General features: G+C 70.5%; 15 protein-coding genes. 8 read left to right on the top strand and 7 right to left on the bottom strand.

Going from position 1 to position 15,768, the window contains the following annotated elements; translation table 11 throughout:
* The first annotated feature begins 207 nt into the window (after positions 1-207).
* Positions 208-819: a PadR family transcriptional regulator gene (locus tag RBR11_RS15575; protein ID WP_308490291.1), complete on the top strand. Its 612-nt coding sequence runs from the start codon at positions 208-210 to the stop codon at positions 817-819.
* Positions 820-944: 125 nt separating this feature from the next.
* A complete protein-coding gene (locus tag RBR11_RS15570; RefSeq protein ID WP_308490294.1) occupies positions 945-2,333 on the top strand; it encodes a DHA2 family efflux MFS transporter permease subunit in 1,389 nt (462 codons plus the stop codon).
* 70 nt (positions 2,334-2,403) lie between these two features.
* Here RBR11_RS15570 and purD read toward each other — a convergent pair whose 3' ends face one another.
* Together purD and RBR11_RS15560 are read right to left on the bottom strand one after the other, a co-directional pair.
* The gene (gene purD, locus RBR11_RS15565; protein ID WP_308490290.1) at positions 2,404-3,681 is read right to left on the bottom strand and encodes a phosphoribosylamine--glycine ligase; all 1,278 of its coding nucleotides are present in this window, start codon (positions 3,679-3,681) and stop codon (positions 2,404-2,406) included.
* Between the two features lie 170 nt (positions 3,682-3,851).
* On the bottom strand, positions 3,852-4,532 hold the full coding sequence (locus RBR11_RS15560; protein ID WP_308490289.1) for an NUDIX hydrolase: 681 nt from the start codon (positions 4,530-4,532) through the stop codon (positions 3,852-3,854).
* Positions 4,533-4,728: 196 nt separating this feature from the next.
* Here RBR11_RS15560 and RBR11_RS15555 point away from each other — a divergent pair, with 196 nt between their 5' ends.
* The gene (locus tag RBR11_RS15555; RefSeq protein WP_308490288.1) at positions 4,729-5,097 is read left to right on the top strand and encodes a sterol carrier family protein; all 369 of its coding nucleotides are present in this window, start codon (positions 4,729-4,731) and stop codon (positions 5,095-5,097) included.
* A gap of 184 nt (positions 5,098-5,281) precedes the next feature.
* Positions 5,282-5,599 carry a potassium transporter Trk gene (locus RBR11_RS15550; protein WP_308490287.1) on the top strand — a complete coding sequence of 106 codons (318 nt, stop codon included), beginning with the start codon at positions 5,282-5,284 and terminating at the stop codon, positions 5,597-5,599.
* Positions 5,600-5,657: 58 nt separating this feature from the next.
* Here the strand turns inward: RBR11_RS15550 and RBR11_RS15545 are convergent, their stop codons facing one another.
* Positions 5,658-6,002: a hypothetical protein gene (locus tag RBR11_RS15545; protein WP_308490286.1), complete on the bottom strand. Its 345-nt coding sequence runs from the start codon at positions 6,000-6,002 to the stop codon at positions 5,658-5,660.
* Positions 6,003-6,209: 207 nt separating this feature from the next.
* Here RBR11_RS15545 and purM point away from each other — a divergent pair, with 207 nt between their 5' ends.
* From purM to RBR11_RS15530, 3 genes are read left to right on the top strand one after another with little or no spacing between them, the layout of a single operon-like run.
* Positions 6,210-7,328 (top strand): phosphoribosylformylglycinamidine cyclo-ligase, encoded by a 1,119-nt coding sequence (gene purM / locus RBR11_RS15540; RefSeq protein ID WP_308490285.1) that lies wholly within the window; start codon positions 6,210-6,212, stop codon positions 7,326-7,328.
* Positions 7,329-7,356: 28 nt separating this feature from the next.
* Positions 7,357-8,814, top strand: a complete 1,458-nt coding sequence (purF, locus tag RBR11_RS15535) for an amidophosphoribosyltransferase (RefSeq protein ID WP_308490284.1) — start codon at positions 7,357-7,359, stop codon at positions 8,812-8,814.
* 28 nt (positions 8,815-8,842) lie between these two features.
* On the top strand, positions 8,843-10,306 hold the full coding sequence (locus tag RBR11_RS15530) for an MFS transporter (RefSeq protein ID WP_308490283.1): 1,464 nt from the start codon (positions 8,843-8,845) through the stop codon (positions 10,304-10,306).
* Positions 10,307-10,385: 79 nt separating this feature from the next.
* On the opposite strand, the gene RBR11_RS15525 is transcribed toward RBR11_RS15530, so the two are convergent.
* Positions 10,386-10,571: a DUF3073 domain-containing protein gene (locus tag RBR11_RS15525; RefSeq protein WP_308490282.1), complete on the bottom strand. Its 186-nt coding sequence runs from the start codon at positions 10,569-10,571 to the stop codon at positions 10,386-10,388.
* 149 nt (positions 10,572-10,720) lie between these two features.
* On the opposite strand from RBR11_RS15525, the gene RBR11_RS15520 reads away from it, so the two are divergent.
* On the top strand, positions 10,721-11,275 hold the full coding sequence (locus RBR11_RS15520) for a universal stress protein (RefSeq protein ID WP_308490281.1): 555 nt from the start codon (positions 10,721-10,723) through the stop codon (positions 11,273-11,275).
* A gap of 153 nt (positions 11,276-11,428) precedes the next feature.
* On the opposite strand, the gene RBR11_RS15515 is transcribed toward RBR11_RS15520, so the two are convergent.
* The 3 genes from RBR11_RS15515 to RBR11_RS15505 form a co-directional block, all read right to left on the bottom strand.
* Positions 11,429-12,067: a PadR family transcriptional regulator gene (locus tag RBR11_RS15515; protein ID WP_308490280.1), complete on the bottom strand. Its 639-nt coding sequence runs from the start codon at positions 12,065-12,067 to the stop codon at positions 11,429-11,431.
* Entirely contained in the window at positions 12,064-12,915 is an 852-nt protein-coding gene (locus tag RBR11_RS15510; protein WP_308490279.1) for a DUF4097 family beta strand repeat-containing protein, read from the bottom strand. Before RBR11_RS15510 ends, RBR11_RS15515 begins: the two co-directional genes overlap by 4 nt.
* A 204-nt stretch (positions 12,916-13,119) precedes the next feature.
* Positions 13,120-15,561, bottom strand: a complete 2,442-nt coding sequence (locus tag RBR11_RS15505; protein ID WP_308490293.1) for a glycogen/starch/alpha-glucan phosphorylase — start codon at positions 15,559-15,561, stop codon at positions 13,120-13,122.
* Positions 15,562-15,768 lie beyond the last annotated feature (207 nt).

Below are 15,768 nucleotides of genomic sequence, written 5' to 3'. Positions count from 1 at the left end.
AGAAACCACATGCGGCATGAGACACCACAGCGTGCGTGGTGTCTCGCGCCGGATCTGGTTTCTCGCGGATCCGGGGCGGGAGGGTTCGCGCGCCCGGCGGATCCGGGGCGGGAGGGTTCGCGCGCGCCGGGCGGATCCGCTGGCGCGTCGAGGGTGGCGAGGGGTATAGTCCAATCCGTATAGTCCACATGGACTAGTCGAAATGGAGTGACCGTGAAGGACGCCGTGCTGACGCCGCTCGGGGTCATGGTGCTCGCACTGCTGCGCGAGCGCGACATGCACCCGTACGAGATGGCCCGGCTGCTGCGCGCCCGCCGCGACGACCGGATCGTCACGATCACGAACGGCACCCTGTACCACACCGTCGGGCGCCTGCACGGGCACGGGCTGCTCGAGGAGGTCGGCGTCGACCGCGACGGCAATCGCCCCGAGCGCACCACGTACACGCTCACTCCGTCCGGGCACGCCGCGGTCGGCGACTGGGTGCGCCGCGAGCTCGGCGGCACGGGCAAGCCCACACCGTTCCGGGTCGCCCTGGCCGAGGCGCACAACCTCGACCGGGACGAGGCCGTGGACCTCCTCACCGCCCGGCGCGACCTGCTCCGCGAGGACTTCGCCGAGCACGACGCCGACCTGACCGGCGCCGAGGAGCTCGGCGTCCCCGGGCAGTACCTCCTCGAGCTGGGCCGGCAGCGCACGCTGCTGCAGGCCGAGATCGCCTGGCTCGACACCCTGATCCCCCGGATCGCCTCCCCCGACTTCGCGTGGGGGCCGGATCCGGATCATCTCTCTTTCCCCGCGAAAGGCACACCAGAATGACTGATCCCTCCCGCGCCGCGGCACGATCCCGCGGCCCGATCGGCGCCACGACCGGCGCCTACGCCGCCGGTCACAAACCGAAGAGTCCCTGGCCCGCGCTCTGGGCGCTCGTCATCGGCTTCTTCATGATCCTGGTCGACACGACCATCGTGTCGGTCGCCAATCCCGCCATCAAGGCCGCCCTCGACCCGTCGACGAGCAATCTCGACAACGTCGTCTGGGTCACCAGCGCCTATCTGCTCGCCTACGCGGTGCCGCTGCTGATCACCGGGCGTCTCGGCGACCGGTTCGGCCCGAAGAACATCTACCTCATCGGCCTGACCGTCTTCACGCTCGCCTCGCTGGGCTGCGGTCTGTCCGGCTCGCTCGGGATGCTGATCGCGTTCCGTGCCGTGCAGGGTCTCGGCGCCGCGCTGATGACCCCGCAGACCATGGCCGTGATCACGCGCACGTTCCCGGCGGAGCACCGCGGCGCCGCGATGGGGCTGTGGGGCGCCACCGCAGGCGTGGCGACTCTCGTCGGCCCGCTCGCCGGCGGCCTGCTCGTCGACGGCTTCGGCTGGGAGTGGATCTTCTTCATCAACCTGCCGGTCGGCGTGATCGGGTTCGTGCTCGCATGGATCCTCGTCCCGCGTCTGCAGACGCACGAGCACCGCTTCGACATCGTCGGCGTCTTCCTCAGCGCCATCGCCCTCTTCCTGATCGTGTTCGCACTGCAGGAGGGCCAGCACTACGACTGGGACGGCTGGATCTGGGCGATGATCGCCACGGGCGTCGTCGTGATGGCGGCGTTCCTGTGGCAGCAGGCGAAGACGCGCAGCGAGCCGCTCGTGCCGTTGGTGCTCTTCCGCGACCGCAACTTCTCGGTCGCCAACCTCGGCATCGCCGCGGTCGGCTTCACGGTCACGTCGATGTCGCTGCCGATGATGTTCTTCTATCAGCTCGCCCGGGGGCTCACGCCGACCGAGGCCGCGCTGCTGCTGATCCCGATGGCGGTGCTGTCGGGCGTGCTCGCGCCGCTCGCCGGCCGGATCCTCGACCGTGTCGACCCCCGCCTGCTGCTCGTGCCGGGGCTCGGCCTCACGGTGCTCGCGCTGGTCTGGTACGCGCTGCTGATGAACCCGGACACCCCGATCGGCCTGTTCCTGCTGCCGTCCGCCCTGATGGGCATCGGCCAGGCCGGCATGTGGGGGCCCCTCGCCACCACGGCGACGCGCAACCTGGAGCCGCGCCAGGCCGGTGCCGGCGCGGGCATCTACAACACCACCCGCACGATCGGGTCCGTGCTCGGATCCGCCGCGATCGCCGCGTACATGCAGGGGCGTCTCGTGGCGAACCTGCCCGGCGCGGCCTCGCACGGCGGCGACTTCGGCGCCGGCAAGCTGCCCGAGTTCGTGATCAAGGGCTTCGCGAGCGCGATGTCGCAGACGATGGCCCTGCCGACGATCGTGCTGCTGGTCGGCGTGGCCGCGATCCTGTTCATGAAGCGCCCGGAGCACCTCGTCAAGCGCTGAGCCGGGCCGCCCGGCAGGAGAGGCGCCGCTCCCCGAATGGGGGCGGCGCCTCTCCTGCGTCGGCTACTGGCTACTCGGCGACGCGCGCCGCGATGTCGGTGCGGAAGTGCGCGCCGTCGAGGCGGATCCGGCCGATCGCGTCGTAGGCGCGCAGGCGGGCGTCGGTGAAGTCGGATCCGGTCGCCACGACGTTCAGCACGCGTCCGCCGGTGGCGATGAGGGATCCGGCCGGCGCGTCGGGGCCGGCGGTCGCGGCGTGCACGATCCGCACGCCCTCGACCGCGGCGGCGGCGGCGAGGCCCTCGATCGGGCGGCCGGTCTGCGGCGCCTCGGGGTAGCCCTCGCTCGCGAGCACGACGGTGATCGCCACTTGGTCGGAGAAGACCGGCTGCGGCTGGTCCTCGAGCGTGCCGGAGGCGGCGGCGAGCAGCAGCTGCGACAGCGGCGTGCGCAGGCGCGGCAGCACGACCTGCGTCTCGGGGTCGCCGAAGCGCGCGTTGAACTCGATCACCCGGATGCCGTTCGGAGTGAGGATCAGGCCGGCGTAGAGCAGTCCGATGAACGGGGTGCCCTCGGCATCGAGCGTGCGGATCACGGGCAGGGCGACGTCACGGGTGACTTCCTCGACGAACGCCGCCTCGCTGCCGAACTGCTCGTCGAGCCACGGCAGCGGCGAGTAGGCGCCCATGCCGCCGGTGTTCGGGCCCTCGTCGCCGTCGAGCGCGCGCTTGAAGTCCTGCGCAGGGCTGAGCGCGCGCACGGTGTCGCCGTCGCTGAGGAAGAAGAGCGAGACCTCCGGGCCGGTGAGGAACTCCTCCACGAGCACCGGACCGCCCGGCAGGTAGTGCTCGGCGTGGGCGAGCGCGGCGGCGCGGTCCTCGGTGACGATGACGCCCTTGCCCGCGGCGAGGCCGTCGGCCTTCACGACGTGCGGGGCGCCCAGATCATCGAATGCGGCCTCGACCTCGGCGACGGTCGCGGCGCGCACGGCACGGCCGGTCGGAACGCCCGCGGCCTCCATGATCCGCTTCGCGAACGCCTTGGAGCCTTCGAGCTGCGCGGCCGCCTTGCCGGGGCCGAAGACCGGGATCCCGTGCTCGCGGACGACGTCGGCGACGCCGGCGACGAGCGGAGCCTCGGGGCCGACGACCACGAGATCGACGCTGTGCTCGTCGGCGAAGGCGCGGACGGCGTCCCCGTCCATGGGGTCCAGGTCGACGAGCGTCGCGTGCTGCGCGATGCCGGCGTTGCCGGGGGCGCAGAGGATCTCGTGCGCCCTCTTCTCGGAGCGCAGGGCGAGGATGATCGCGTGCTCACGGGCACCGGAACCGAGGACGAGGATCTTCACCCCGCAAGCCTACCGAGCGGTGACCCGGTTGTTCACTGGTCGCGAATCGTCGCCGAATGGGCGAAATGAGGGCGTGTCGCGACCAGCGAGCGAAGGGAAGGGGGATCCGACGCGCCGCGACGGTGGGTGCCACCGACTACAGGGTGCCACCGACTACAGGGTGCCACCGACTACAGGGTGATCGGCCGCTCGACCGATCGGTCCCAGGGCCTGGTCCAGCCCGCGGCCTCGAACAGGCCGTCCAGCACGCCGGCGGTGAAGCCCCACACGATCGTGCCGTCGATGTCGAAGGCGGGGCCGCGGAAGGTCATGCCTCCGCGGCTCAGGGTCGACGTGAAGCGGTTGGCCGGATCGAGCAGCTGCGCGACCGGGACGCGGAACACCTCGACGGTCTCGGCGTGGTCGACCGCCGCGACGTGCGACGGCGCCCGCCACCAGGCGAGCACCGGTGTGACGAGGTGGTTGCTCGCGGCGAGGGGGAGATCCGGCAGCGCCGCGAGGACCTCGACGCCGGCCGGATCCAGGCCGGTCTCCTCCTGCGCTTCGCGCAGCGCGGTCGCTGCGGCGTCCGCGTCCTCGGGCTCGCTGCGTCCGCCGGGGAAGGACACCTGGCCCGGGTGCGAGGAGAGCGTGCTCGCCCGGCGCTGCAGGAGTACATCCAGGTCGGCCGCGACCGTGACGTCGTCCGTGCGCGCCGGGATGCCGTCGAGGCGGCCGAACAGCATGAGCACGGCCGCGGGCACCGGCTCGTTGACCACCTGCGGGTACGGCGGCACCCAGGCGTCTCCGCGCCGCACGGCGGCGAGGAGTTCGGCACGCGCGCCGCGCAGGGTCCGAGTGTCCGCGGTCATCGGTGAGAGCCTACGCCCGCCATGGAGCCCCGGCTCCGTCCGTGTTCGGGGCGCATTCGAACGGTACGGGGCGCACCTCGCCGGTCACCTGTGCCGGTACGCGCCCCAAACGGCAGAAGGACGCCCCGAACCGGAGCAACGAACCGGAGCAACGGTGAGCGGCGCGACGGCGCCCGGGCCTGCCTAGGCTGGATCCATGGCGATGAGGATCGACACCGTGGCTGGCCGGGCGGCGCTCGACGCGACCCGCGCCGCGCTCGCCGCGGGGGAGAAGCCGACCCGAACCGAGTACGCCGCAGCCGTGCGCTACCTGCTGCAGCTGCTCGACGAGAAGGCGCCGGGCAACAGCGTCGAGGTGCGGGTGCCGCCGTTCGGCGCCGTGCAGGTCGTGCAGGGCCCACGGCACACCCGCGGCACGCCGCCGAACGTCGTCGAGCTGGACCCTGCGACCTGGATCGCCGTCGCGACCGGATCCGAGACCTGGGCGGACGCACTCGCGGACGGCCGGATCCACGCCTCCGGCACCCGCGCCGACCTCACCGGGCTGCTGCCGCTGCGCCCCTGATCCGGCCCACGTCGTGGCAGCAACTCGCGGATCGGCCCGGCGGCCCGGGCGCCACACTCGCCGGTTCAGGCGATCACGCGGGAACAGGCGGATCGGCCCACGGGACGCCTGGTCCTCCGTGATCGCCTGATCCCACGCGGGTGATTCCGGACCGGCGCACAGCGGCCCGTGGGACAATGGATGCATGAGCACGTCGCAGCCGCATCAGACCTCGGAGATCGTCGAGGCGCGGGTGCACCGCGCTCCGCGCTGGGGCGTCTTCCTCGGCATCGGCGTCGCAGCGGGCGTGATCCTCGCGTTCCTGCTCACGATCGGCGGCAGCTTCGAGGCGTCGGTGGCCACCCAGGTGTCCTACCCGTTCGGGCAGGTGTTCGGCTTTCTGCTGCTGTGGACGGTGCCGGTCGGCATCGCCGCACTCGGCCTGGTCGCGCTGATCCTGGAGCGCTCCGCCCGCCGCCGGGAGCGCATCGTTCTCGTCGACCGGGAGAGCACGGCGGAGTAGAGACCCTGAGCGCCGTCGTTGGCACCGTTTTTGCCGCGCGCGGACTCTCGCCGTCCGTTCAGTGGAGGACGCCGGCAGCTGCTGAAGCGCACCACCACCAGACAATGCTCGTGACGATGATGGCGGGCGTGCAGCACGCCAGGACGATCACCGCCGACCGTCGCCCCTGGAGCCTGCCGAAGGCGAGGAAGCCGGTCACGGTGACCAAGCCGATCGGGAAGAGCACGGCCGTCCACACGAATGTCATGTATTCCGAGAAGTGGCAGTGCACTCCGGCATCGACCTCGTTGCATGCATCGCCATAGAACTGAAGAAGCAGCCCGAAGAAGGCGGCGACGACGCCCGCGACGACGTTCAGCGCGAGGAGCGCGTGGTGGGGACCGTTGATCCTCTGATCGGTCATGGACGCCCCCGTCCCATAAGGCGCGCGGAGTCCGCTTGGTCGCGCCCAGGGCTCAGTCTCCCGCTGCATGCCCCCGAGTTCAAGCGCGACTTCCGCGTCGATCCGTAGAATCCGACGATTCGCGCGTCGACCGCTCGTTGCGCATCTGAGCACCGAGCCGCCGGATTCCCGGCCTTTCGCACAGTCGCCCGCCGGTAGGATTGCGGGGTGTCCTCCCGCACCTATGCTGAGGCCGGCGTCGATACGGCAGCCGGCGATCGCGCCGTCGAACTCATGAAGTCCGCCGTCCGTGCCACGCACGGACCCGAGGTGCTCGGCGGGGTCGGCGGATTCGCCGGTCTCTTCGACGCCTCGGCCCTCCTCGGCTACCGCCGTCCGCTGCTCGCGTCGAGCACCGACGGCGTGGGCACGAAGGTCGCGATCGCGCAGGCGATCGACAAGCACGACACGATCGGGCACGACCTCGTCGGCATGGTCGTCGACGACATCGTCGTGGTCGGCGCGAAGCCGCTGTTCATGACCGACTACATCGCGTGCGGCAAGGTCTTCCCCGAGCGGATCGCCGACATCGTCCGCGGCATCGCCGAGGCGTGCGAGCTCACCGGCACTGCCCTCGTCGGCGGCGAGACGGCCGAGCACCCCGGACTGCTCGGCGTCGACGACTACGACGTCGCGGGCGCCGCGACCGGCATCGTCGAGGCGGACCGGATCCTCGGATCCGAGCGTGTGCAGGACGGCGACGTCGTGCTCGCCCTCGCCTCGAGCGGTCTGCACTCCAACGGCTACTCGCTCGTCCGGCACATCCTCGCGAAGGCCGGCATCGGCTACGGCGACCGCTCCGACGAGCTCGGCGCGACCTGGGGCGAGGCGCTGCTGACGCCGACCCGCCTCTACACGACCCCGCTGCTGGGCATCGCCGACGCCTTCGACGGCTCCGTGCACGCGCTCAGCCACGTCACCGGCGGCGGGATCGCCGCGAACCTCGCGCGCGTGCTGCCGCAGGGATCCTGGGCCGAGGTCGACCGCTCCACGTGGTCGCCGGCGCCCGTCTTCCGCGTGCTGAGCGACCTCGCCGGCACGACGCTGGAGTCCAGCGAGGGCACTTGGAACCTCGGGATCGGGTTCCTCGCGGTCGTCGACGCCGGATCCGCCGCGGCGATCGCGGCGGCGCTCACGGCCGGCGGGATCGACACCTGGCAGGTGGGCACGGTGCGGCTCGACGCGGTCGCCGCGCGGCCGGCCGGCGAGTTCGAACAGGGCGCCAAGGGCGTCGATGGCGGTGCCGTGCGCCTGGTCGGCGCGTACGCGGACAGCGCCCGCGGCTAAATCAGAGAACGGATGAAGTAACACACCCATGTGCGGCATCGTCGGAATGGTCGGGCACGCCCCGGTCAACCAGGACATCTACGACGCTCTCCTCCTGCTGCAGCACCGCGGTCAGGACGCCACCGGCATCGCCACCGCCGAGGCCAACGGGGTCATGCACCTCGCCAAGGCGCAGGGCATGGTGCGCGAGGCCTTCCGCACCCGCGACATGCGGTCGCTGCTCGGCAACGTCGGCCTCGGCCATGTCCGCTACGCCACGAAGGGCACCGCGTCGAGCGAGGAGGAGGCCCAGCCGTTCTACGTGAACGCGCCGTACGGCATCATCCTCATCCACAACGGCAACCTCACCAACACGCGTGAGCTGACCGACGACATGACGCAGCGCGACCGCCGCCACCTGAACTCGTCGAGCGACACGGAACTGCTGCTGAACGTGCTCGCGCACGAGCTGCAGACCACGACCTCGGCGGTCGACCTCGACCCCGAGCGCATCTTCGAGGCCGTCGCCCGCACGCACGAGCGGATCGAGGGCGCCTACGCGGTCATCGCGATCCTGGCCGGCTACGGGCTGCTCGCGTTCCGGGATCCGTTCGGGATCCGCCCGCTCATCCTCGGCAAGCGCGTCAGGGACGGCAAGGACGAATGGGTCGTCGCGAGCGAGTCGCTCGTGCTGGAGAACGGCGACTACGAGATCGTCCGCGAGGTCGAGCCCGGCGAGGCCGTGTTCGTCACGAACGAGGGCGAGCTGTTCACGAAGCAGTGCGCGACGGATCCGACCCTCGCCCCCTGCGCGTTCGAGTACGTCTACCTCGCCCGCCCCGACTCGGTCATGAACGGCATCTCCGTCTACGAGTCGCGCCTGCGCATGGGAGAGCGCCTCGCCGACACCATCGCGAAGCACGTGCCGCTCGATCTGATCGACGTGGTCATGCCGATCCCGGACTCCTCGCGCCCCGCCGCGATGGAGGTCGCCCGCAAGCTCGGCATCGAGTACCGCGAGGGCTTCTACAAGAACCGCTACGTCGGCCGGACCTTCATCATGCCCGGCCAGGCGGTGCGCAAGAAGAGCGTGCGGCAGAAGCTGAACGCGATGTCGACCGAGTTCAAGGGCAAGAACGTGCTGCTCATCGACGACTCGATCGTGCGCGGCACCACGTCCAAGCAGATCATCCAGATGGCCCGCGACGCCGGCGCCAAGTCGGTGATCTTCGCCTCGGCGGCCCCGCCGATCCGGCACCCGCACGTGTACGGCATCAACATGCCGACGAAGCACGAGCTGGTCGCGCACGGCCGCACGATCCCGGAGATCGCCGAGGAGCTCGGCGCCGACCGGCTCGTGTACCAGGAGGTCGACGACCTCAAGGCCGCGATCCTCGAGGGGTCCGACATCGCCGATCTCGACCTGAGCCCGTTCGACGGCCGGTACGTCACCGGGACGGTCACCGACGAGTACCTGGCCTGGCTCGAGGGCTCGCAGACCTCGTGAGCCGGGTCGGCCCGGCCGGGCAGACCCCATGACGACGGGCGGCGGGACGAGCGGATCCCGTCCGTTCCGGCGGGGACGTGCCCTCGCCGTGATCGGGATCGTGCTGGTCGCGTTCTCGCTGCGCTCTGCGGTGACCTCGCTGTCGCCAGTGGTGGCGCAGATCGCGCACGACTTCCCGATGCCGTCCGCGGTCGTCGGGCTCATCGGCACGGCGCCGCCGGTCTGCTACGCCGTGTTCGGGCTGATCACGCCGTTCCTCGAACGCAGGCTCGGCCTGGAACGGCTCGCGGTGCTCTCGCTCGTCGTGATCACGGCGGGCCTCGCGGCGCGAGGGGCGGCCACGGACTCGGTGACGCTGCTGCTGTCCACGGCGCTCGTGTTCGCCGGCGTCGGCATGGGCAACATCCTCATGCCGCCGCTCGTGAAGAAGCACTTCCCGGACCGGCTCGGTCTGATGATGACGCTGTACTCGACGATGATGGCGGTCGCCACGTTCGTGCCGCCGCTCATCGCGGTGCCGGTCGCCGACGCGGCGGGCTGGCGGACGTCGCTCGCGCTGTGGGCGGTGTTTGCGCTCGCGGGGGCGGCGCCGTGGATCGCGATGCTGGTGCGGGAGCGGGGCGGAGCGGGGGCCGCTTCCGGATCCGCGGACGTCCCTTCGACGGGCTCGGGGGACGGGGCGGAGGACCGTGCGACGGGCTCGGGGGCCGGGGCCGGGTATGGCCCTGCGACGGGCTCGGGGACCGGGGCCGGGTACGTCCCTTCGACGGGCTCGGGGACCGGGGTCCGGGCGGAGGACCGTGCGCTGTCGCGCGGGTCCTTCCAGGACGCGGCATCCGTCTCGACCGGGCCGATCCCGACGGCGCCGACCAGCACGCGGGCGCTCGCGCGGCTGCTGCGGATCCCGCTCGCCTGGGCGCTCACGCTCGTGTTCGGGACCTCGGCCAGCATGGCGTACACCGCCTTCGCGTGGCTGCCGTCGATCATGATCGAGCAGGTCGGCGTCGACGCGAAGACCGCGGGGTTCCTGCTGTCGTTGTTCGCGTTCACCGGCCTGCCGGCCTCGCTGATCGTGCCGGTGCTCGTGGTGCGGTTCCGCGCGACGACCCCGCTGTACCTGTTCGGCGCGATCGGGGCGGTCGGCGGTCTGCTCGGGCTGCTGCTCCTGCCGCTGCCGTCGGTGACCTGGATCTGGGTGCTGCTCTACGGGCTCGCCGGCCTGCTCTTCCCGCTCACCCTGGTGCTGCTCAGCATCCGCGCCCGGGAGACCGAGACCGCGGTCGCGCTCAGCGGCTTCGTGCAGAGCCTCGGGTACCTGCTGTCCGCGGTGTTCCCCGTGCTGCTCGGCGTCATGCACACCGCGACCGGCGGCTGGCAGGTGCCGCTCGCGATCCTGATCGTACTGCTCGTCGTGTCGGTCCCCGCCGGGGTGTACGCCGGGCGCCCGCTCACGGTCGAGGCCGCGTGGGAGCGCCGGCACGGGCGCTGGTGACCCTCCGGACGCAGCGGGAAACGACGAACCCCGCCGGTGCGAAGGTGCGCTCCGGGCGGGGTTCGGTCAGACGTGCGGCTCAGGCTTTCTCGAGCTCGTCCTCGTCTTCGTCGGCGTACTGATCCGCCCACTTGTCGACGTACTGGTCCTCGGTCTCGGGGTGCCCCAGCTCGCGCTCCAGCGCGGAGTAGTTCACCGACGGACTGTACGCCTTGAGTTCGCGGGCAATCTTGGTGTGCTTTGCCTTCTGACGGCCACGGCCCATGCGCGAGACCCCCTTACTGTAACCACCGGGCGGAACGGGGCCCGATGTCTATTTACGGCACCGGCTCGCGGCCGGTAAGAGTAGCATCCAGGATAGCACGAGGGCCAGATGGCCCGGCCGTGACGGCGGCGCGGAAGGGAAGGACGATCATGTCGGACAACACCTCCAGCCCCGAGGGGGACGCGCAGGAGGACGAGCTCCAGAACGCCCGTCTGCAGAAGGCCGTGATCGTGGCGGTGAACGCCGGGCAGCCTCCCCGCGTGCTGGCCGAGGGCAAGCGCTATGCGACCCTGCTGAACGCACCGCTCGTCGTCGTGCACGTGGACGTCACCCGTTTCGTGACCTTCGAGGATCCGGACGGACTGGTGCACTCGGCCCCGATCGACCTCAACGTCGACACCGGCGCGGAGGAGTTCGCGCAGGTGCGCTCGGAGACCGAGGCGGCGATGGCCGGATCCGGCCTCACCTGGACCGCGAGACAGCTCGTCGGCGACCCCGCCCTCGCGATCAAGCACCTCGCCGGCGACGTGGACGCCCAGCTCATCGTCGTCGGCACCCGCAGCCGCGGGCTCGGCGAGTCGATCCGCGAGTTCTTCACCGGATCGGTCGCCGCCCGCCTCTCCCACCGGCAGTCCCGCCCGATCCTCGTCGTCCCGCTCGAGGAGCCCGTCCCGGACACTCAGAAGGAGATCTGGACGGAGTAAGCCCCCTCTGACCGCCCCCTCCGACCACCCCCTCTGACCGCGAGACCGAAACCGCGTCGCGAGACCGACGGTGGTTTTCGCGGTCTCGCGACGCAGGTTCGGTCTCGAGGTCAGTGCGCGTGCGCGTGGGCGGGAGCGGCGCGAGGTGCGGGGTCAGTGAGCCCGCAGCGCGGCCAGGGCCCGCGTCACGGCGTGCGCCGCGGAGTCGAGCGCGGTCTCCAGATCCGAGACGACCTTCGCCGGCAGGGTCTCGCCGCGGGCGACGTGTGTGCGCAGGTCGGTGCGCACCTGGGCGCGGAAGGCGTTGATCAGGGCGTCGGCCCGGCGCAGCTCCTCGCGGCCCGCGATCCGCTCGTCGGCACGGGCGGAGGCCTCGCGGTACGACGTGGAGGGGGCGCCCGAGCGGTCCTCGCGAGCCGCGGCGGCGAGATCCGCGCGCAGGCTGCGCATGGCCTCCTGCACGTTCTGGCGCACCTCGTTCGCGATGAGCCGGACCGAGTCGGTCAGCCCGGCCTCGATGCCCTCCAGGTCGGCCTCGCGGGCGGCGAGCTCGGCCCGGCCGGCGTCGGTGATCGCGTAGATCGTGGTGCGGCCGTCGACGGTCTTGGTGACCAGGCCGTCCTCCTCGAGCTTGGCGAGGCGGGGGTAGATCGTGCCGGCGCTGGGCGTGTACGTGCCCCCGGTGCGGTCGGTGAGGGCCTGGATGATGCCGTAGCCGTGCTGCGGCGACTCGGCGAGCAGTGCCAGCAGGTACAGGCGCAGGTCGCCGTGCGAGAAGACCGCGGGGCTCACAGCAGGTCCTCTCCGTCGTGCGTGAACGACACCGGGCCCTCCGCGGCGTCGCGGCGCAGGACCGTGATGTCGCCGGAGACCGTGTTCACTCGGACGTCGGCGAAGGATCCGGCCAGTTCGCCGCGCTGTCCCGTGAAGTTCGACGGACCGGAGGATCCGCGCGGGACGCCGTCGATCGTGACCCGGCCGCTCATGGTGCGGGTGACGTAGTTGGAGGCGAGGTTCTCGTCGAGACGTACCGTGGCGTCGCCCGCGACGCTGTTCAGCGACACGGTGTTGACGGCCCCGGTGGCGTCGATGAGCATCGCTCCGGAGACGCTGTCGACCGTCGCCTTGCGGATCGCGCCGGTCAGCGCGACGCTGCCGGAGACCGTGTTGGCGCTCGCGGATCCGTCCAGCCCCCGCACCTGCACGTCGCCGGAGACGGTGTTCACGGTGAGGTCGCCGGTGTGCGTGTCGACGATGAGGTCGCCGGACACCGTGTTCAGGCGGGCGTCCTCGGTGAGGCCGGAGACGAGGGCGCCGGCGCTCACGACGCCGAGGTTGAGCGCGATGTCGCGGGGGACGGCCACGCTGATCTCGGCCTTCGGGCCGCCGGCGCCGAAGTTGCGGAACACCTCGAGGAAGTTGTCCCAGCCGATCTGCGGGTGGTCGATCTCGATCTGGGTGCCGTCGGACTCGACCCGCAGATCCTTGATGGTGACGTTGTGCACCTCGATCCGGATGCCGGGCTCGTCGTGCGCGATGACGTCGACCTGTCCGCCGACGAGTCCGATCTTCAGCTTCGATGCGCGCTCGATGTCGATCACGCGCTCCTGGCCCGGTGCGATGAGCCACTTCTCGGTCATGTCTTCTCCTGGAAGGTGGGGGATCCCGATCCGTGTCGAGATATATCGTGTATCTGAGAATAACACGATATATCTCGATTCTGTCAAGAAGGATGCGCGAAAAATCAAATGCTGCATGAGACACCACGGAAGACGTGGTGTCTCATGCAGCAAGTGGTTTCTCGCGGCGTGGTGCGACGTGAGAGGAGATGCGACCCGACCGCCTCAGCTCGTCGGCGGTGTGTGCCAGATCCGGTCGATGTAGTCCGTGATCGACCGGTCCGAGGAGAAGAAGCCGGTGCGGGCGACGTTCAGGATCGCGGATCGGGTCCACGCGTCCTCGTCGGCGTAGGCGGCGTCCACGCGCTCCTGCGCGGCCATGTAGCTGGCGAAGTCGGCGAGCACCATGAAGCGGTCCTCGTAGAGCAGGTTCGACACGACCGGCTCGAACACGGTCCTGTCGCCTCCCGAGAACGCGCCGGAGGCGATGAGGTCGATCGCCCGCCGCAGGTCCTCGTCGGCCTGGTAGAACTCGCTCGGCCGGTAGCCGCGGGCCGACAGTGCCTCGACCTCGGGCTCGGCCATGCCGAAGAGGAAGAAGTTGTCGTCGCCGACGAGCTCGCGGATCTCGACGTTCGCGCCGTCGTCCGTGCCGATCGTGAGCGCGCCGTTCAGGGCGAACTTCATGTTGCCGGTGCCGGAGGCCTCCTTGCCCGCGAGGGAGATCTGCTCGGACAGGTCGGCGGCGGGGATCACCCGCTCGGCGAGGGTCACGTTGTAGTTCGGCGGGAACAGCACCTTGAGCCTGCCCTGCAGGCGCGGATCGTCGTTGACGGTGGATCCGATCGCGTTGATGAGGTGGATGATCCGCTTCGCCATCGCGTAGCCGGGGGCCGCCTTCGCGCCGAACAGGACGGTGCGCGGCTGCAGATCCTCGACCGCGATCCGCCCGGACAGCACGCCCTCGTAGGAGCTCACGACGTGCAGCACCTTGAGCAGCTGCCGCTTGTACTCGTGCAGGCGCTTGACCATCACGTCGACGAGGTGGCCGTCGGCGACCTCGAAGCCGTCGCGGGCCCGCAGCACCTCGTTCAGGCGGCGCTTGTTCGCCGCCTTCACCTCGGCGAACGCGCTGCGGAATCCGGCGTCGTCGACGTGCTCCTCGAGCCCGCGCAGCCGGTCCAGGTCGCTCTCCCAGCCCGATCCGACGGCCTCGGTGATGAGCGCGGAGAGCTCAGGGTTCGCCAGTCGCAGGAACCGGCGCGGGGTCACGCCGTTCGTGACGTTGGTGAACTTGCCCGGGTAGAACTCGTCGAAGTCGGGCAGCACCTTGTCGCGCAGCAGCTGGGAGTGCAGCTCGGCGACGCCGTTGACCTTCGACCCGGCGACGGTGGCGAGGTAGGCCATCCGCACCGAGCGCTCCGGATGCTCCGCGATGATCGACATGTTGCGGATCCGCAGCTCGTCGTCGCCGAAGCGCTCGCGCACCGCGGCGAGGAACTCGTCGTTGATCCGGTAGATGATCTCGAGGTGCCGCGGCAGCAGCCGGCCGAGCAGCTCGACGGGCCAGACCTCGAGCGCCTCGGGGAGCAGCGTGTGGCAGGTGTACGCGAAGCACTGCTGCGTGACCTCCCATGCCGTGTCCCACTCCATGCCCCGGTCGTCGACGAGCACGCGCATGAGCTCTGGCACCGCGATCACCGGGTGCGTGTCGTTGAGCTGGAAGATCACCCGGTCGCCCAGCCTCGTCAGGTCGTAGCCGTCCGCGAGCACGTTCTCCAGGAAGTCCGCGATCGACGCGGCGACGAAGAAGTACTGCTGCTGCAGGCGCAGCTCCTTGCCCTGCGGCGTGGAGTCCTCGGGGTAGAGCACCTTGGAGATGTTCTCCGCGAAGGTCTGCGCGCGCACGGCCTCCTCGTAGTCGCCGGAGTTGAAGATGCGCAGGTCGAACGCGTCGGTCGCCTTGGCGCGCCACAGTCGCAGCGTGTTCACCCGGCCGTTCTGGAACCCGGGGACCATGTAGTTGCAGGGGATCGCGTTGACGTTCCACGCCGGGATCCAGCGGCTGCGGGTCACGCCGTCGTCGTCATAGGTCTCGGTGCGGCCGCCGAAGGAGACGAGCTGCGACCGCTCGGGGTGCGGGAACTCCCACGGCGAGCCGAGCGTGAGCCAGGCGTCGGGCTGCTCGACCTGCTGGCCGTCCTCGAACGTCTGCCGGAAGATGCCGTACTCGTAGCGGATGCCGTAGCCGATGCTCGGCACGCCCAGCGTCGCCAGCGAGTCGATGAAGCAGGCCGCGAGCCGGCCGAGGCCGCCGTTGCCGAGCCCCGGCTCGATCTCGTGCTCGCGCAGCTGGTCGAGGCTGAGCCCGCACGACTCCAGCGCCTCGGCGGCGATCTCGCTGAGCCCGGTGGCAAGGAGGTTGTTGTCCAGCTGGCGGCCGAGCAGGTACTCGGCGGAGAGGTAGCAGACGCCCTTCGCCTGATCCTCCTTCTGCTTGCGCAGATCCTCCAGCCAGCGCGCCATCAGGTAGTCGCGCACGGTGCAGGCGAGGGCGAGATACCGGTCGTTCGTGCTGGACTCCGACAGGGAGACGCCGCCGTCGAAGTTGAGGTTGAGCAGGAACTCGGAGACGAACCCGTCCACCGTGAGGGGCGGCGAGGTCACAGGGGCGAGTGCGAGCGGGTGGGTCGCGCCGATCGGGTGCGGAACGGCGTCATTCGTGTCGATCACCCTACGACCGTAGCGGCGTGTCCTGGACGGTTCGGGAACGGTTTGATCTCGATGGGCTCCCGGGCGGAGAAATCGGATCCGCGCAGTTCCCCGGCGCAGGTTCTTTCGTCCGAGGGCTTGACATTGACGCGACGTCAACTT

Origin of the sequence: Microbacterium capsulatum (assembly GCF_030865425.1) — a bacterium.
GTDB lineage: Bacteria > Actinomycetota > Actinomycetes > Actinomycetales > Microbacteriaceae > Microbacterium > Microbacterium capsulatum.
Note: the sequence above shows the minus strand (reverse complement) of the source record. Positions and strands in the feature narration are given on the sequence as shown.

Excerpts from the sequence above, each read along its gene's own strand:
- RBR11_RS15570 (WP_308490294.1), top strand. The coding sequence starts at position 945 with ATGATCCTGGTCGACACGACCATCGTGTCGGTCGCCAATCCCGCCATC.
- RBR11_RS15560 (WP_308490289.1), bottom strand. The coding sequence starts at position 4,532 with ATGACCGCGGACACTCGGACCCTGCGCGGCGCGCGTGCCGAACTCCTC.
- RBR11_RS15555 (WP_308490288.1), top strand. The coding sequence starts at position 4,729 with ATGGCGATGAGGATCGACACCGTGGCTGGCCGGGCGGCGCTCGACGCG.
- RBR11_RS15550 (WP_308490287.1), top strand. The coding sequence starts at position 5,282 with ATGAGCACGTCGCAGCCGCATCAGACCTCGGAGATCGTCGAGGCGCGG.
- RBR11_RS15545 (WP_308490286.1), bottom strand. The coding sequence starts at position 6,002 with ATGACCGATCAGAGGATCAACGGTCCCCACCACGCGCTCCTCGCGCTG.
- purF (WP_308490284.1), top strand. The coding sequence starts at position 7,357 with ATGTGCGGCATCGTCGGAATGGTCGGGCACGCCCCGGTCAACCAGGAC.
- RBR11_RS15530 (WP_308490283.1), top strand. The coding sequence starts at position 8,843 with ATGACGACGGGCGGCGGGACGAGCGGATCCCGTCCGTTCCGGCGGGGA.
- RBR11_RS15525 (WP_308490282.1), bottom strand. The coding sequence starts at position 10,571 with ATGGGCCGTGGCCGTCAGAAGGCAAAGCACACCAAGATTGCCCGCGAA.
- RBR11_RS15520 (WP_308490281.1), top strand. The coding sequence starts at position 10,721 with ATGTCGGACAACACCTCCAGCCCCGAGGGGGACGCGCAGGAGGACGAG.
- RBR11_RS15510 (WP_308490279.1), bottom strand. The coding sequence starts at position 12,915 with ATGACCGAGAAGTGGCTCATCGCACCGGGCCAGGAGCGCGTGATCGAC.